Origin of the sequence: Shumkonia mesophila (genome assembly GCF_026163695.1) — a bacterium.
Lineage (GTDB): Bacteria > Pseudomonadota > Alphaproteobacteria > Rhodospirillales > Shumkoniaceae > Shumkonia > Shumkonia mesophila.
On the sequence record NZ_JAOTID010000002.1, the window covers coordinates 532,183 to 546,318 of the forward strand.

At 65.9% G+C, this 14,136-nt stretch carries 13 protein-coding genes; all 13 read right to left on the bottom strand.

Annotation, left to right across the window (positions count from 1 at the left end; all coding sequences use genetic code 11):
* The 13 genes from ODR01_RS05770 to ODR01_RS05830 all read right to left on the bottom strand — a co-directional run bounded on the left by ODR01_RS05770 (position 1) and on the right by ODR01_RS05830 (position 14,135).
* Positions 1–780: a biotin--[acetyl-CoA-carboxylase] ligase gene (locus ODR01_RS05770; RefSeq protein WP_316976658.1), complete on the bottom strand. Its 780-nt coding sequence runs from the start codon at positions 778–780 to the stop codon at positions 1–3.
* A complete protein-coding gene (gene nuoN / locus ODR01_RS05775) occupies positions 780–2,261 on the bottom strand; it encodes an NADH-quinone oxidoreductase subunit NuoN (RefSeq protein ID WP_316976659.1) in 1,482 nt (493 codons plus the stop codon). The genes ODR01_RS05770 and nuoN overlap by 1 nt, the downstream gene beginning before the upstream one ends.
* A 24-nt stretch (positions 2,262–2,285) precedes the next feature.
* Positions 2,286–3,800 (bottom strand): NADH-quinone oxidoreductase subunit M, encoded by a 1,515-nt coding sequence (locus ODR01_RS05780; RefSeq protein ID WP_316976660.1) that lies wholly within the window; start codon positions 3,798–3,800, stop codon positions 2,286–2,288.
* A 7-nt stretch (positions 3,801–3,807) separates the two neighbouring features.
* On the bottom strand, positions 3,808–5,766 hold the full coding sequence (gene nuoL / locus ODR01_RS05785) for an NADH-quinone oxidoreductase subunit L (RefSeq protein ID WP_316976661.1): 1,959 nt from the start codon (positions 5,764–5,766) through the stop codon (positions 3,808–3,810).
* Between the two features lie 10 nt (positions 5,767–5,776).
* Positions 5,777–6,085: an NADH-quinone oxidoreductase subunit NuoK gene (gene nuoK, locus ODR01_RS05790; RefSeq protein ID WP_394356811.1), complete on the bottom strand. Its 309-nt coding sequence runs from the start codon at positions 6,083–6,085 to the stop codon at positions 5,777–5,779.
* A gap of 2 nt (positions 6,086–6,087) precedes the next feature.
* Entirely contained in the window at positions 6,088–6,702 is a 615-nt protein-coding gene (locus ODR01_RS05795) for an NADH-quinone oxidoreductase subunit J (protein ID WP_316976663.1), read from the bottom strand.
* A gap of 79 nt (positions 6,703–6,781) precedes the next feature.
* A complete protein-coding gene (gene nuoI, locus ODR01_RS05800) occupies positions 6,782–7,270 on the bottom strand; it encodes an NADH-quinone oxidoreductase subunit NuoI (protein WP_316976664.1) in 489 nt (162 codons plus the stop codon).
* 21 nt (positions 7,271–7,291) lie between these two features.
* Positions 7,292–8,341 (bottom strand): NADH-quinone oxidoreductase subunit NuoH, encoded by a 1,050-nt coding sequence (nuoH, locus tag ODR01_RS05805; RefSeq protein WP_316976665.1) that lies wholly within the window; start codon positions 8,339–8,341, stop codon positions 7,292–7,294.
* Positions 8,334–10,403, bottom strand: coding sequence for an NADH-quinone oxidoreductase subunit NuoG (nuoG, locus tag ODR01_RS05810; protein ID WP_316976666.1), 2,070 nt, complete (start codon positions 10,401–10,403; stop codon positions 8,334–8,336). The genes nuoH and nuoG overlap by 8 nt, the downstream gene beginning before the upstream one ends.
* A gap of 9 nt (positions 10,404–10,412) precedes the next feature.
* Positions 10,413–11,702 (bottom strand): NADH-quinone oxidoreductase subunit NuoF, encoded by a 1,290-nt coding sequence (gene nuoF / locus ODR01_RS05815; protein ID WP_316976667.1) that lies wholly within the window; start codon positions 11,700–11,702, stop codon positions 10,413–10,415.
* The gene (nuoE, locus tag ODR01_RS05820; RefSeq protein ID WP_316976668.1) at positions 11,702–12,325 is read right to left on the bottom strand and encodes an NADH-quinone oxidoreductase subunit NuoE; all 624 of its coding nucleotides are present in this window, start codon (positions 12,323–12,325) and stop codon (positions 11,702–11,704) included. Before nuoE ends, nuoF begins: the two co-directional genes overlap by 1 nt.
* Positions 12,322–13,500 carry an NADH-quinone oxidoreductase subunit D gene (locus tag ODR01_RS05825; protein ID WP_316976669.1) on the bottom strand — a complete coding sequence of 393 codons (1,179 nt, stop codon included), beginning with the start codon at positions 13,498–13,500 and terminating at the stop codon, positions 12,322–12,324. The genes nuoE and ODR01_RS05825 overlap by 4 nt, the downstream gene beginning before the upstream one ends.
* Entirely contained in the window at positions 13,500–14,135 is a 636-nt protein-coding gene (locus tag ODR01_RS05830) for an NADH-quinone oxidoreductase subunit C (RefSeq protein ID WP_316976670.1), read from the bottom strand. The genes ODR01_RS05825 and ODR01_RS05830 overlap by 1 nt, the downstream gene beginning before the upstream one ends.
* Position 14,136 lies beyond the last annotated feature (1 nt).

Consider the following 14,136-nt stretch of genomic DNA (forward strand, 5'->3'; position numbering starts at 1 on the left):
TCATTCTCCTGCTGATGGCGGCGTTTCCGGGAAGAAGACGTCGCCGGCGTTCACCGTCGTCAGGGTGCCGTCGGCACCCCGCACGACGAGGGCGCCACCGGCATCCACATCCTCGAAAACGCCTTCGACGGTCGCGCTTGCCAGGCGCGCCCGGATGTCTTTCCCCCGGCCCACCGCGCGGGCCAGCCAGGCTTTGCGAACCGGCTCGAAACCGTCCCGCAACCATTCGGCGTAGCCGGCCCTGAAGCGCCGGCAGAAGGTCTCCAGGACGGTATCCGCCGAGATGTCGCACCCGGCCCCGCAGGCCCGAAGCGAGGTGGCGGGAAAGCGCGCGTTTTCCGGGTGGTTCTCGACATTGATGCCGATGCCGAGGATCAGCCATTGCAGATCGCCGGCCCCGTCAACCTCCGATTCCAGCAGCATCCCGGACACCTTGCGCCCCGCCGCCAGCACGTCGTTCGGCCACTTGCAACCGACCGCCACGGTACCGGGCAGAGCCTCCGCCACCGCGTCGGCGACGGCGTTGGCCGCCACGAAGCCGATCTGCCCGGCCTGGCCCAGCCGGCAGCCGGGCCTGAGGACCATCGAGAAGTATAGATTGCCGGCCTCGGAAATCCAGGTCCGCCCCAGGCGTCCCCGTCCCGCCGTCTGGCGGCGCGCCCGCACCAACGTGCCTTCCGACGCCCCCTCGCCGGCCAAGCGCCCGGCCTCGTCGTTGGTACTGCCGACGGTATCGAGCGCGATCAGGCGAAAGCCGTGCAGGAGTCCAGCGGCGTCCATCAGCCGGTAAAGAGCGCCGCTGCTGCGGCTCCGGCCCCGTCAAGCAGCGGCCCCGGCAGCAGGAAGAACAGCAGGATGACGGCGCTGGTCCCGAAGATGACAAGGCCGATCTCGCGCCGTACCGGCCTGTCGAGGGCGTCGGCGACATCGTCGAAATACATGACCTTGATGATCCGCAGGTAGTAATAGGCGGCCACCACGCTGGTCAGCACGCCGATCACGGCAAGGGTGTAAAGCCCGGCCTCGATGGCGGCCAGGAAGATGTACAGCTTGCTGAAAAAGCCGGCCAGCGGCGGGATGCCCGCCATCGAGAACATGAAGATGGCAAGCGCCAGGGCCAGCATCGGATGCGTCTTCGAGAGGCCGGCCAGATCGTCGATGTTCTCGACCATGCCGCCGCCCCGGCGCATGCACAGGATGCAGGTGAAGACGCCGAGGTTCATGAAGATGTAGATGGCCATGTAGATGAGGATGCCGCGCACCCCCACCTGGTTGCCGACGGCCAGCCCGATCAGGGCGTAGCCGACGTGGCCGATCGAGCTGTAGGCCATCATCCGCTTGATGTTGCGCTGGTTGATGGCGACGAAGCCGCCCAGCGCCATCGAGGCGATGGAGATGAAGACGACGATCTGTTGCCACTGGCCGACCAGTTCGCCGAACGGGCCGATCATGACGCGGACCAGCAGGCCGACCGCCGCCAGCTTGGGGGCGACCGAGAAGAAGGCGGTCACCGGCGTCGGCGCCCCTTCGTAGACGTCGGGCGTCCACATGTGGAACGGCACCGCCGACACCTTGAAGGCCAGCCCGACCAGGATGAAAACGATGCCGACCACCAGGCCGAGCGCCGGGGCGCCGGCCTTGCTTCCCGCGAACAGCGTGGCCAACGTGGCAAAATCGGTGGTGCCGGCGAAGCCGTAGACCAGCGACGCCCCGTAAAGCAGCATTCCCGAGGCGAGCGACCCCAGCACGAAGTATTTCAGGCCGGCCTCGGTCGAGCGCAGGTCATGGCGCTGGAAGGCGGCGACCACGTAGAGCGCCAGGCTCTGCAGTTCGAGACCGACATAGAGCGAGATGAGGTTGCTGGCCGACACCATCAGCATCATGCCCAGCGTCGCCAGCAGGATGAGGATGGCGTATTCGAAGTGGGCCGCGTGCTGGCGTTCCAGATAGTCCTCGGCGATGACCAGCGAGAGGGCCGAGGCGATCAGCACGAAGACCTTGAGATAGACGGCGAAGGCGTCGGTCACGAACATGCCGCCGAAGGTGGAAACCGGGCCGCCGCGGGCCACCGTCAACACCAGCAGCAGCGTGAGGACGAGCGTGATGACGCCGAGCACCGAGATCAGCCGCGAGGACCTTTCATCGTCGCCCTTGCCGCCGGTCTTCTGGAAGACGCCCAGCAACAGCAGGGCCATGGCGACCCCGGCCAGGAACAGCTCCGGCAGGGCGGGGATCAGATTGGGCAAACTAGCGCTCGGCATTCGCCGCACTCTCCTCTCGTTCCACTACCGGCCCATCAGGGCGACGTTTCCCGACCCGGCGCGCGCCGCCTCGAGGGAATTGATCAGGTTGTCCACCGACACATGCATGACGTCGAGGAAGGGGCCCGGATAGATCCCCATCACGAAGACCAGCACGATCAGGGGCGCAAAGACCGCCATCTCGCGCGGGCTCAGATCGAGCAGCTTCTTCAAGTCTTCCTTGGTCAGCTTGCCGAAGATCACCCGGCGATACAGATAGAGCATGTAGATGGCGCCGAGGATGAGGCCGGTGGCGGTCAAGGCCGCCACCCAGGTGTTGGCCTGGAAGGCGCCGACCAGGACCAGGACCTCGCCGATGAAGCCGCTGGTGCCGGGCAGGCCGACGGCGGCCAGCATGAACAGCATGAACACCGCGCCATACGCCGGCATGCGGTGGACCAGGCCTTCGTAGGTGGCGATCTCGCGCGAATGCACGCGGTCGTACACCACGCCGACGACCAGGAACAGCGCGCCCGAGACGATGCCGTGGCTGAGCGACTGGAAGATTGCTCCCTCGATGCCCTGCACCGTCAGCGTGAAGGTGCCGACGGTGACGAACCCCATGTGGGCGACCGAGGAATAGGCGATCAGCTTTTTCATGTCCTCCTGGGCCAGGGCGACCAGCGAGGTATAGATGACCGCGATGATGCTGAGCGCGTAGATCAGCGGCGTGAAGGTGACGCTGGCGTCCGGGAACATCGGCAGCGAGAAGCGCAGGAAACCGTAGGCGCCGAACTTCAGCAAAACACCGGCCAGGATGACCGATCCGGCGGTCGGCGCCTCGACGTGGGCGTCGGGCAGCCAGGTGTGGACCGGCCACATCGGCAACTTCACGGCAAACGAGGCCAGGAAGGCCAGCCACAGCCAGTTCTGCATGCCGGTCGGGAAGCCGAAGCGCAGGAGTTCGGGAATGCTGGCGGTGCCCGCCACGAAATACATGGCGAGGATGGCCAGCAGCATCAGCACCGAGCCGACCAGGGTGAACAGGAAGAACTTGAAGGCGGCATAGACCCGCCGCGGCCCGCCCCACACCCCGATGATCAGGAACATCGGGATCAGCACGCCCTCGAAGAACACGTAGAACAGGATGACGTCGAGGGCCGAGAACATGCCGACCATCATGGTTTCCATGACCAGGAAGGCGACCATGTATTCCTTGACGCGGACCTTGATCGATTCCCAGCTGGCCAGGATGCAGATCGGCGTCAACAGGGTGGAAAGCAGGACGAACAGCATGGAAATGCCGTCGACGCCCAAGTGATACGAAATCCCGAACGCCGGCATCCATTCCATGCGGTCCTGGAACTGGAAGTCGGCGGTGGTGGTATCGAAGCCGACCCACAGGAAAATCGACATCCCGAAGGTGATGAGCGACGTCCACAGGGCGACGGCGCGGGCATTGCGGGCAACCAGCGCCGCGTCGCCGCGCACTGCCAGCACCTGCGCGGCGCCGACCAGCGGCAGGAAGGTGATGAGCGAAAGAATGGGGAAATCGGTCATCGCCGCCTCAGCCCGCCTGTACCAGGAGATACCACGAAATAAGAAGCACGACGCCGATCAGCATGGCGAAGGCGTAGTGATAGACGAGGCCGCTTTGCAGCCGCCCGCCGCGTCTGGCGATATCGACGGTGGCGGCGGCCAAGCCGTCCGGTCCCAGGCCGTCGATGAGGGCGCCGTCGCCGACCTTCCAGAACTGCCGGCCCAGGTAGAAGGCCGGGCGCACGAAGAGGGCGTCGTAAAGCTCGTCGAAATACCACTTGTGGACCAGGAAGTTGTGGATACCGCGGAATCGCGCCATCACCATGCCGGGCAGCCCGGGGGCCAGCAGGTACATGATGTAGGCCAGCCCGATGCCGGCCGCACCGACGCCGAGCGGCAGGTACTTGACCCACAGCGGCACGTGGTGGGCGTTCTCGAGCGCCGGATGCGCCGGCAGCACCAGGATGGCGTTCTCCCAGAAGCCGGGAGCCCCCTCGCCGACGAACCAGGGTGCGCCGAGATAGCCGGTAAAGAGGGCGCCGGCCGCCAGCACGATCAGCGGGAGGAGCATCACCTTGGGTGATTCGTGGACGTGGGCGACGACCCGCTCGTCGCCCCTGGGGGCGCCGTGGAAGGTGAGGATCAGAAGCCGCCAGGAATAGAACGCGGTCAGGAAGGCGGCCGCGATGCCCATCCAGAAGGCGTAGGCACCGACACCGGTGTGCGCCGCGTAGGCGGCCTCGAGGATGATGTCCTTCGAATAGAAGCCGGCGAACGGCCAGATGCCGGCCAGCGCCAGCGATCCCACCCACATGACGGCGTAGGTGACCGGGATCATCTTCCACAGGCCGCCCATGTTGCGCATGTCCTGTTCGTCGGACATGGCGTGGATCACCGAGCCGGCCCCCAGGAACAGCAGGGACTTGAAGAAGGCGTGGGTGACCAGGTGGAAGATGCCGGCCGAGAAGGCCGAAACCCCGCAGGCGAAGAACATGTAGCCCAACTGCGAGCAGGTCGAATAGGCGATCACCCGCTTGATGTCGGTCTGCACGCAGGCGATGGTGGCGGCGAAGATGGCGGTGGTGGCGCCGACCAGGGTGACGGCGGTGAGCGCCACCTCAGAATATTCGAACAGCGGCGACAGGCGGGCCACCATGAATACGCCGGCCGTCACCATGGTCGCGGCGTGGATCAGGGCCGACACCGGGGTCGGGCCTTCCATGGCGTCCGGCAGCCAGGTGTGCAGCCCGATCTGTGCCGACTTGCCCATGGCGCCCATGAACAGCAGCAGGCAGATGACGGTCAGCGCGTGGAAATCGCCGCCGAAGGCCGCCATGGTGGTGCCGGCCTGGCCGGCGGCGGCGGCGAAGATGGTGTCCAACTGGACCGAATCGAACAGTACGTAGGTGGCGAAGATGCCAAGGATAAAACCGAAGTCGCCGACCCGATTGACCAGGAAGGCCTTGATGGCGGCGGCGTTGGCCGAGGGGCGCGTGTACCAGAAGCCGATCAGCAGGTAGGAGGTGAGCCCCACCCCTTCCCAGCCGAAGAACAGCTGCACCAGGTTGTCCGAGGTGACCAGCATCAGCATGAAGAAGGTGAACAGGCTGATATAGGCCATGAAGCGCGGCACGCCGCCGTCGTGAGCCATGTAGCCCACCGAATAGACGTGGATCATCGCCGACACGAAGGTGACCATCAGCACCATGACGGCGGAAAGCGTGTCCCACTTGAGCGCCCACGACACCTCGAAGGTGCCCGACGTGATCCAGGTCAGCAGGTGGACGGTACCGGCGTTCTTGTTGACGACCACATCGACGAAGACGAAGGCGGCGGCGACGGCGGCCAGAAGAAGGGAGGCGCACGAGGCTGTCTGGGCCAGGCGGTCGATGCGCCGGCGGCTTTCCTTGGCCGCGGGCGTGACGAAGGCCAGAATGCCCGCGATCGCGGCGCCCAGAAGCGGCAGGAAGACTGCTGCGATTTGCATGGGGCGCCCCTTATCCCTTCATCAGGTTGATGTCATCGACCGCGATGCTGCCGCGGTTGCGGAAATAGACGACGACGATGGCCAGTCCGATGGCCACCTCGGCCGCCGCCACGGTCAAGATGAACATGGCAAACACCTGGCCCACCAGATCGTTGAGGGCGGCCGAAAAGGCGACCAGGTTGAGGTTGACGGCCAGCAGCATCAGCTCCACCGACATCAGGATGACGATGACGCTCTTGCGATTGAGGAAGACGCCGCAGATGCCCAGCGCGAACAGGATCGCGGCCACCGTCAGATAGTGGGAAAGACCGATTTGCAACATTAGATGCCCTTCCCCGTCGGAACCTTGCGAAGCTCGACCGTTTCCTCGGCGCGCCGCCGGATCTGGTCGGAAACCTTCTGGCGGCGCACCCCCCCGCGGCTGCGGTGGGTCAGCACGATGGCGCCGATCATCGCCACCAGGAGGATCAGGCCGGCCGCCTGGAATAGGTAGACGTAGTGGGTATAGAGAAGCTGGCCCAAGGCGTGGGTGTTGGTCAGCGTTTCCGGGGCCGGCGTCGCGGCGGCGACACTTTGCGCCACCTCGGGAACCATCGCCCAGCCACCCAGCATGACCAGCAGCTCGGCCAGCAGGATCAGCGCGACGACCGCGCCCACCGGCAGGTAGCGGATGAACCCCTCGCGCAGCTGGAGCAGATTGATATCCAGCATCATCACCACGAAGAGGAACAGCACCGCCACCGCGCCGACGTAGACGACGACCAGCACCATGGCCAGGAACTCGGCCCCGCACAGCACGAACAGGCCGGCCGCGTTGAAGAAGGCGAGGATGAGGAACAGCACCGAATGCACCGGGTTGCGCGCCGAAATGACCATGACGGCGGCGGCGACCAGGATGAACGAAAACAGATAGAACGCCAGCGCTTGAACGATCATCGATCCCCCCGACCGGTCCTGGGCCGTCGCGCGGCGCCCGTGCTCCGAACAAATGGCATTCCCGTTGTTTCCCCCGATCTCAGCGGTACGGCGCGTCCTGGGCCAGGCGTGCGGCGATTTCGGTTTCCCAGCGGTCGCCGTTGGCCAGCAGCTTGTCCTTGTCGTACATCAGTTCCTCGCGGGTTTCCGCCGCGAATTCGAAATTCGGCCCCTCGACGATGGCATCCACCGGGCAGGCCTCCTGGCAGAAGCCGCAGTAGATGCATTTGTGCATGTCGATGTCGTAGCGGGTGGTCCGCCGGCTGCCGTCTTCCCTGGGCTCGGCCTCGATGGTGATGGCCAGCGCCGGGCACACCGCCTCGCACAGCTTGCAGGCGATGCAGCGCTCCTCGCCGTTGGGATAGCGGCGCAGCGCGTGCTCGCCGCGGAAGCGCGGACTCAGAGGCCCCTTCTCGTAAGGATAGTTGATCGTCACCTTGGGCCTGAAGAAATAGCGCAGCGTCAGCGCCATGCCCTCGATCAGCTCGGCCAGCAGGATGGTTCGGGCGGTGCGGTCGATGAAGCTCATCTCGGTTTCCCTCTCTCCCCTCTACCGCACCGTCGGCGCCAGATCGAAGGCCACCAGGACGCCCGAAACGATCACCACGGCGGCGAGCGAGAGGGGCAGGAAAACTTTCCAGCCCAGGCGCATCAGCTGGTCGTAGCGATAGCGCGGGAAGGTTGCCCGCACCCAGATGAAGATGAACAGCAGGACCGAGATCTTGAGCGCGAACCAGATCGGCCCCGGAATCCAGGTGAAGATGGGCCAGTTGGCCAGCGGCAGCCAGCCGCCCAGGAAAAGGACGGTGGTCAGCGCCGACATCAGGATCATGTTGGCGTATTCGCCGAGGAAGAACAGCGCGAACGGCATCGCCGAGTACTCGACGTTGTAGCCCGTCACCAGCTCGGCCTCGGCCTCGGGCAGGTCGAAGGGATGGCGGTTGGTTTCGGCCAGGGTCGAGACGAAGAAGATGACCGCCATCGGCAGCAGCGGGACCACGAACCATACCTTCTGCTGGGCCATCACGATGTCGCTGAGATTGAGCGAGCCGACGCACAGCAGCACGGTGACGATGACGAAACCCATGGACACTTCGTAGGACACCATCTGCGCCGCCGAGCGCAGCCCGCCCAGGAAGCCGTAGCGCGAGTTGCTGGCCCATCCCGACATGACGATGCCATAGACGCCCATCGAGGAGACCGCGAACAGGAACAGCACGCCGACGTTGATGTCGGCCAGCACCATGTCGGCCCCGAAGGGGATCACCGCCCAGCCGATCTGGGCCAGGAAGAAGGTCAGGCACGGCGCGAGGATGAAGACGGCGCGATTCGCCCCGGTCGGAATGATGGTCTCCTTGAGGAACAGCTTCAGGCCGTCGGCCATCGACTGCAGGAGCCCCCACGGCCCGACCACGTTGGGGCCGCGCCGAAGCTGCATGGCGCCGATGACCTTGCGCTCGACGTAAACGAGGGTCGGCACGGCGACCATGATCACGGTCACGATGACGATGATCTTGACCAGCATCCACAGCCCCGGCCAGACGAAGCCATCGAGCAGCGGGCCGTGCCACAACAGGAAGGGTTGGAGATAATCAGGCATCGGTTCCCGTCTTCCCCAGTTCGCCGGTAATGAAGATCTCGGAACAGCGGGCCATGGTAAGCGAGGCGCGGCTGATCGGGTCGGTCAGGTAGAAGTTGTCGATCGGCAAAACGAAAGGCGCACGCTCGATCGGGCCGTCGCCGCCGAACTCGCCCCACGCTGCCGGCTGCATGGCGTCGACGCGGGCGAACACGGGATTGGCCTTGGTCAGGCGGGCGCGCAGTTCGCCCAGCGTGTTGTAGGGCAGCGGCTTGCCCAGCACATCGGAGAGCGCGCGCAGGATCTTCCAGTCCTCGCGGGCCTCGCCCGGCGGATAGACGGCGAGGCGTCCGTTCTGCACCCGGCCCTCGGTGTTGACGTAGGTGCCATTCTTCTCGGTATAGGCGGCGCCAGGCAGGATGACGTCGGCCCGCGCGGCCCCGGCGTCGCCATGATGGCCCTGGTAGACGACGAAGGCGTTGCCCAGGCGGCGCATGTCGATCTCGTCGGCGCCCAGCAGATAGACGACGTCGATGTCGCCCCTGCCCGCGCCCTCGAGGATGCCCTCGAGGTCGAGGCCGTTCTTGCGCGGCACGAAGCCGAGGTCGAGCCCGCCCACCCGGGCGGCCGCCGTGTGCAGGACGTTGAAGCCGTTCCAGCCGGCCTCGCCGCCGATCATGCCGCAGGTTTCGGCGATGCGCCGGGCCAGGCCGAGGATGGCGGCGCCATCGGCGCGGGCCAGCGCCCCCTGTCCGACGATCAGCATCGGGTTCTTGGCCTGCTTGAGGATCTCGGCGAAGGGATGGGTGCCGGCGGCGATTTCCTGAATCACTGCCGGATCTTCGCCCAGGTGCTGAACGTCATACGTGAGGTCGCCGGCCGGACCGACGACACCGATCGGGAACTTGCCCATGCAGGCCCGCTTGCGCAGGCGGGCGTTGAGCACGGGGGCCTCGCGGCGGGGATCGGTGCCGATCAGCAGGCAGGCGTCGGCCCGCTCGATGCCGGCGATGGTGGTGTTGAAGAGGTAGGAGGCGCGGAGCGTCGGATCGAGCTTGGCACCGTCCTGCCGGCAATCCAGGTTGGGCGAGCGCAGGCGGGTCATCAGTTCCTTGAGGGCCAGCATCGACTCGCAATCGGCGAGGTCGCCGGCGATGGCGGCTACCCGCTTGCCGCCGGCATCCTTCAGGCGCTGGGCGACGACGGCGAAGGCGTCCGCCCAGGTGGCGGGTTGAAGCTTGCCGTCGCGGCGGACCCACGGCCTGTCGAGGCGCCGGCGCTTCAGCCCGTCGTAGGCGAAGCGGGTCTTGTCCGAGACCCACTCCTCGTTCACGTCCTCGTGGACGCGCGGCAACACGCGCATGACCTCGGGTCCGCGGGTGTCGACGCGGATGTTGCTGCCGACGGCGTCGAGCACGTCCACCGATTCGGTGGGGCGCAGCTCCCAGGAACGGGCGGTGAAGGCATAGGGCGCCGAGGTCAGCGCGCCGACCGGGCAAAGGTCGATGATGTTGCCCGACAGCTCCGAGGTCAGCGCCTTCTCGACGTAGGTCCCCACCTCCATGTCCTCGCCGCGCCCCGTGGCCCCCAGCTCGGGAACGCCGGCCACCTCGGTGATGAAGCGGATGCAGCGCGTGCAGTGGATGCAGCGCGTCATGATCGTCTTGACCAGCGGGCCCATGTACTTGTCTTTGACGGCCCGCTTGTTTTCCGCGTAGCGGCTGCGGTCATAGCCGTACCCGATGGCCTGGTCCTGCAGGTCGCATTCGCCGCCCTGGTCGCAGATCGGGCAGTCGAGCGGATGGTTGATCAGCAGGAATTCCATGACCCCGCGGCGCATCTGCTGGACCTTGGGCGTGTTGGTGCGGATCACCATGCCCTCGGCCACCGGCATGGCGCAGGACGCCACCGGCTTGGGCGCACGCTCCATCTCGACCAGGCACATGCGGCAGTTGCCGGCGATGCTGAGCCGTTCGTGGTAACAGAAGTGCGGGATCTCGATGCCGATCTTCTGGCAGGCCTGGAGAATCGTCAGACCGGCTTCGACGTCGACTTCCCTGCCATCGATGGTCAGTTTTGGCATGTCCGTCCCCTAGGCGGCCTTGTCGGCCTGGGCCTGGTTGAACGCGGCGATCCGCCGTTCCAGCTCGGGCCGGAAGTGGCGGATCAATCCCTGAATCGGCCAAGCGGCGGCATCGCCCAGCGCGCAGATGGTATGCCCTTCGACCTGGCGGGTCACCTGTTCCAGCACGTCGATCTCGGCAACCGTGGCGTTGCCCCGCGCCAGGCGTTCCATGACCCGCCACATCCAGCCGGTGCCCTCGCGGCACGGCGTGCACTGGCCACAGCTTTCATGCTTGTAGAACTTGGACAGCCGGGCGATGGCGCGAACGATGTCGGTGGACTTGTCCATGACGATGACCGCCGCCGTTCCCAACCCGGTCTTGACCTCCTGGAGCGAGTCGAAGTCCATGCGCACCGTCTCGCAGATCGACGGCGGGATCAGGGGCACCGACGAGCCGCCGGGGATCACCGCCAGCAGATTGTCCCAGCCGCCGCGCACGCCGCCGGCATGGGTTTCGATGAGATCCCGAAGCGGGACGCCCATCTCCTCCTCGACGTTGCACGGCCGGTTCACATGGCCGGAGATGCAGAAGATCTTGGTGCCGGTGTTCTTCGGCCGGCCCAGGCTGGCGAACCACTTGGCGCCGCGCCGCAGGATCTCGGGGACCACGGCGATGGTCTCGACGTTGTTCACCGTGGTCGGGCAACCGTATAGGCCGACGTTGGCGGGGAACGGCGGTTTCAGGCGCGGCTGGCCCTTGCGGCCCTCGAGGCTTTCAATGAGCGCGGTTTCCTCGCCGCAGATGTAGGCGCCGGCGCCGCGGTGCAGGTGAATGTCGAAGGCCCAGCCCGAGCCGCAGGCGTCCGGCCCGATGAGCCCGGCCGCGTAGGCCTCGTCGATGGCCTTCTGCAAGGCTTCCGTCTCGCGGAAGAACTCGCCGCGGACATAGATGTAGGCGGTATGCGCGCCCATGGCGAAGCCGCTGAGCAGGGCGCCCTCGACGAGCTTGTGGGGCTCGTTGCGGATGATGTCGCGGTCCTTGCAGGTGCCGGGCTCGCCCTCGTCGGCGTTGATCAGCAGGAAATGCGGGCGCACCCCGATCTCCTTGGGCATGAACGACCATTTCATGCCGGCCGAGAAGCCGGCCCCGCCGCGGCCGCGCAGGCCCGAGGCCTTGATCTCCTCGACCAGCCATTCGCGGCCCTTGGCCATCAGCTCGCGGCTGCCCGTCCAGTCGCCGCGCGCCTGGGCGCCGGCCAAGCCGGGACTGGAAAGGCCGTAGAGATTGGTGAAGATGCGGTCCTTGTCGCTCAGCATCACGCGGCCTCCGGTCCGTCGCCCTTGCCGGGGATGGCCTTAAGGGTGGTCAGGCCGCCGGCCGGCTCGCTTCCCTTGCGGCCGCCCTGGGGGCCGGTTCTGGGCGTCTGGCCCATCTTCAGCGCCAGCAGGATGCTTTCGGTGCTGGCCTCGTCCAAGTCTTCGTAATAGTCGTCGTTGATCTGCATCATCGGCGCGTTGACGCAGGCGCCGAGGCATTCGGCCTCCGACAGCGTGAACAGGCCGTCCTGGGTGGTTTCGCCGACGCCGATGCCGAGCGTGCGTTCGCACACGCCCACCACCTGTTCCGACCCCCTGAGCCAGCACGGCAGGTTGGTGCAGACCTGGACGTGGTATTTGCCGATCGGCGCCAGGTTGAACATGCTGTAGAACGATGCCACCTCGTAGACCCGGATCGGCGGCATTCCCAGAATCTCGGCCGTCCTGTCCATTGCCGCCTTGGGCAGCCAGCCGTCGTTCTGGCGCTGCGCCAGGTCGAGGACCGGCAGAACGGCGCTGGCCTCGCATCCCTTGGGGTACTTGGCGACGATCGCCTTCACCGTCTTCATGTTGTCCGGCGTGAACTCGAAGCTCTCCGGCTGACGTGCGAACGCCTGCTTCATCGGTCGACCTCGCCAAAAACGATGTCCAGTCCGCCCAGATTGGCGACGACGTCGGCCAGCATATGGCCGCGCGACAATAGTTCCAGGGTCTGCAAGTGGGCGAAGCCCGGGGCGCGGATCTTGCAGCGATAGGGCCGGTTGCCGCCGTCGGAGACCAGGTAGACGCCGAACTCGCCCTTGGGGGCCTCGACGGCGGTGTAGGTTTCGCCGGCTGGCACCTTGTAGCCTTCGGTATAGAGCTTGAAGTGCTCGATCAGGGCTTCCATCGAGCGCTTCATCTCGGCCCGCTTGGGCGGCGCGATCTTGTGGTTGTCCACCTTGACCGGGCCGTCCGGCATCTGCTCGATGGCCTGGCGCATGATGCGCAGGCTTTGGCGCATCTCGGCGACGCGCACCAGATAGCGGTCGTAACAGTCGCCATGCTTGCCGATCGGAATGTCGAAGTCCATGACGTCGTAGGCGTCGTAGGGCTGCGCCTTGCGCAGGTCCCAGGCCGGCCCGGAGGCGCGAAGGTTGGGCCCGCTCCAGCCCCAGTTCAGGGCGTCCTCGGCCGAAATGATCCCGATGTCGACGGTCCGCTGCTTGAAGATGCGGTTCTCGGTGAGCAGCGTTTCCATGTCTTCGAGGAAGCGGGGGAAGTGCTCGACCCAGGCGAGAATGTCGTCGGTCAGGCCGGGCGGCATATCGAAGGCGACGCCGCCGGGGCGGAAATAGGCCATGTGCATGCGCGCGCCGCAGACGCGCTCGCAGAACTCCATCAGCCGCTCGCGCTCTTCGAAGCCCCACAGCATGGGCGTCATGGCGCCGACGTCCATGGCGCCGGCGGCGACGGTGAAGATGTGGTTGAGCAGGCGGCCGATCTCGGCGTAAAGGACGCGGATCATCTTGGCGCGCGGCGGCGCCTCGATGCCCAGCAGCTTTTCGACGGCCAGCGCGAAGGCGTGTTCCTGGTTCTGCGGCGCCACGTAATCGAGGCGGTCGAAATAGGGCACGGCCTGCAGATAGGTCTTGTATTCGATCAGCTTCTCGGTGCCGCGGTGCAGCAGACCGATGTGGGGGTCGGCCCGCTCGATGATCTCGCCGTCCATTTCAAGCACCAGGCGCAACACCCCGTGCGCCGAGGGGTGCTGCGGGCCGAAATTCATCGTGACGTTCTTGATTTCCATCTCGGCCATCAGGACTGATCCTTCTTGGCGTCGGCCTTTTCGTCACCGGGAAGCACGAACGGCGCGCCCTCCCACGGAGACAGAAAATCGAAGTTGCGGAATTCCTGCTGCAGGCGGACCGGCTCGTAGACCACCCTCTTCTGCTCGTCGTCGTAACGGACCTCGACGTAGCCGGTCAGTGGGAAATCCTTGCGCAACGGGTGACCCTCGAAGCCGTAGTCGGTCATGATGCGGCGCAGGTCGGGGTGATCCGAGAAGTAGATCCCCATCAGGTCCCAGGCTTCGCGCTCCCACCAGTTGGCCGAGGCGAACAGGCTGGTCGCCGAGGGGACGGGCACGCCCTCGCCGGTTCTGACCTTGATCCGCACGCGCTGGTTCTGGGTTAGGCTCAGCAGGTTATAGACCACCTCGAAGCGCTCCTCGCGCTCGGGGTAGTCGACGCCGCACACGTCCATCAGTTGCTTGAACTGAAGGTTGACGTCGTCCCTGAGGTAGCGCAGCACCGTCAGGATCGACGTGCGCGCCACGGAGATCATCAACTCGCCGCGGGCGACCTCGACTTCCAGCACATGGTTGGGCAGGACCGCGGCGATGTGGTCGCCAAGGTCTTGCAGCGCTTGGGTTGTTTCCGCGGTTGGAATCATC

What these genes read in the sequence shown, in the direction of transcription:
- ODR01_RS05770 (WP_316976658.1), bottom strand. Translation starts at nt 780, where the DNA reads ATGGACGCCGCTGGACTCCTGCACGGCTTTCGCCTGATCGCGCTCGAT.
- nuoN (WP_316976659.1), bottom strand. Translation starts at nt 2,261, where the DNA reads ATGCCGAGCGCTAGTTTGCCCAATCTGATCCCCGCCCTGCCGGAGCTG.
- ODR01_RS05780 (WP_316976660.1), bottom strand. Translation starts at nt 3,800, where the DNA reads ATGACCGATTTCCCCATTCTTTCGCTCATCACCTTCCTGCCGCTGGTC.
- nuoL (WP_316976661.1), bottom strand. Translation starts at nt 5,766, where the DNA reads ATGCAAATCGCAGCAGTCTTCCTGCCGCTTCTGGGCGCCGCGATCGCG.
- ODR01_RS05795 (WP_316976663.1), bottom strand. Translation starts at nt 6,702, where the DNA reads ATGATCGTTCAAGCGCTGGCGTTCTATCTGTTTTCGTTCATCCTGGTC.
- nuoI (WP_316976664.1), bottom strand. Translation starts at nt 7,270, where the DNA reads ATGAGCTTCATCGACCGCACCGCCCGAACCATCCTGCTGGCCGAGCTG.
- nuoH (WP_316976665.1), bottom strand. Translation starts at nt 8,341, where the DNA reads ATGCCTGATTATCTCCAACCCTTCCTGTTGTGGCACGGCCCGCTGCTC.
- nuoG (WP_316976666.1), bottom strand. Translation starts at nt 10,403, where the DNA reads ATGCCAAAACTGACCATCGATGGCAGGGAAGTCGACGTCGAAGCCGGT.
- nuoF (WP_316976667.1), bottom strand. Translation starts at nt 11,702, where the DNA reads ATGCTGAGCGACAAGGACCGCATCTTCACCAATCTCTACGGCCTTTCC.
- nuoE (WP_316976668.1), bottom strand. Translation starts at nt 12,325, where the DNA reads ATGAAGCAGGCGTTCGCACGTCAGCCGGAGAGCTTCGAGTTCACGCCG.
- ODR01_RS05825 (WP_316976669.1), bottom strand. Translation starts at nt 13,500, where the DNA reads ATGGCCGAGATGGAAATCAAGAACGTCACGATGAATTTCGGCCCGCAG.
- ODR01_RS05830 (WP_316976670.1), bottom strand. Translation starts at nt 14,135, where the DNA reads ATGATTCCAACCGCGGAAACAACCCAAGCGCTGCAAGACCTTGGCGAC.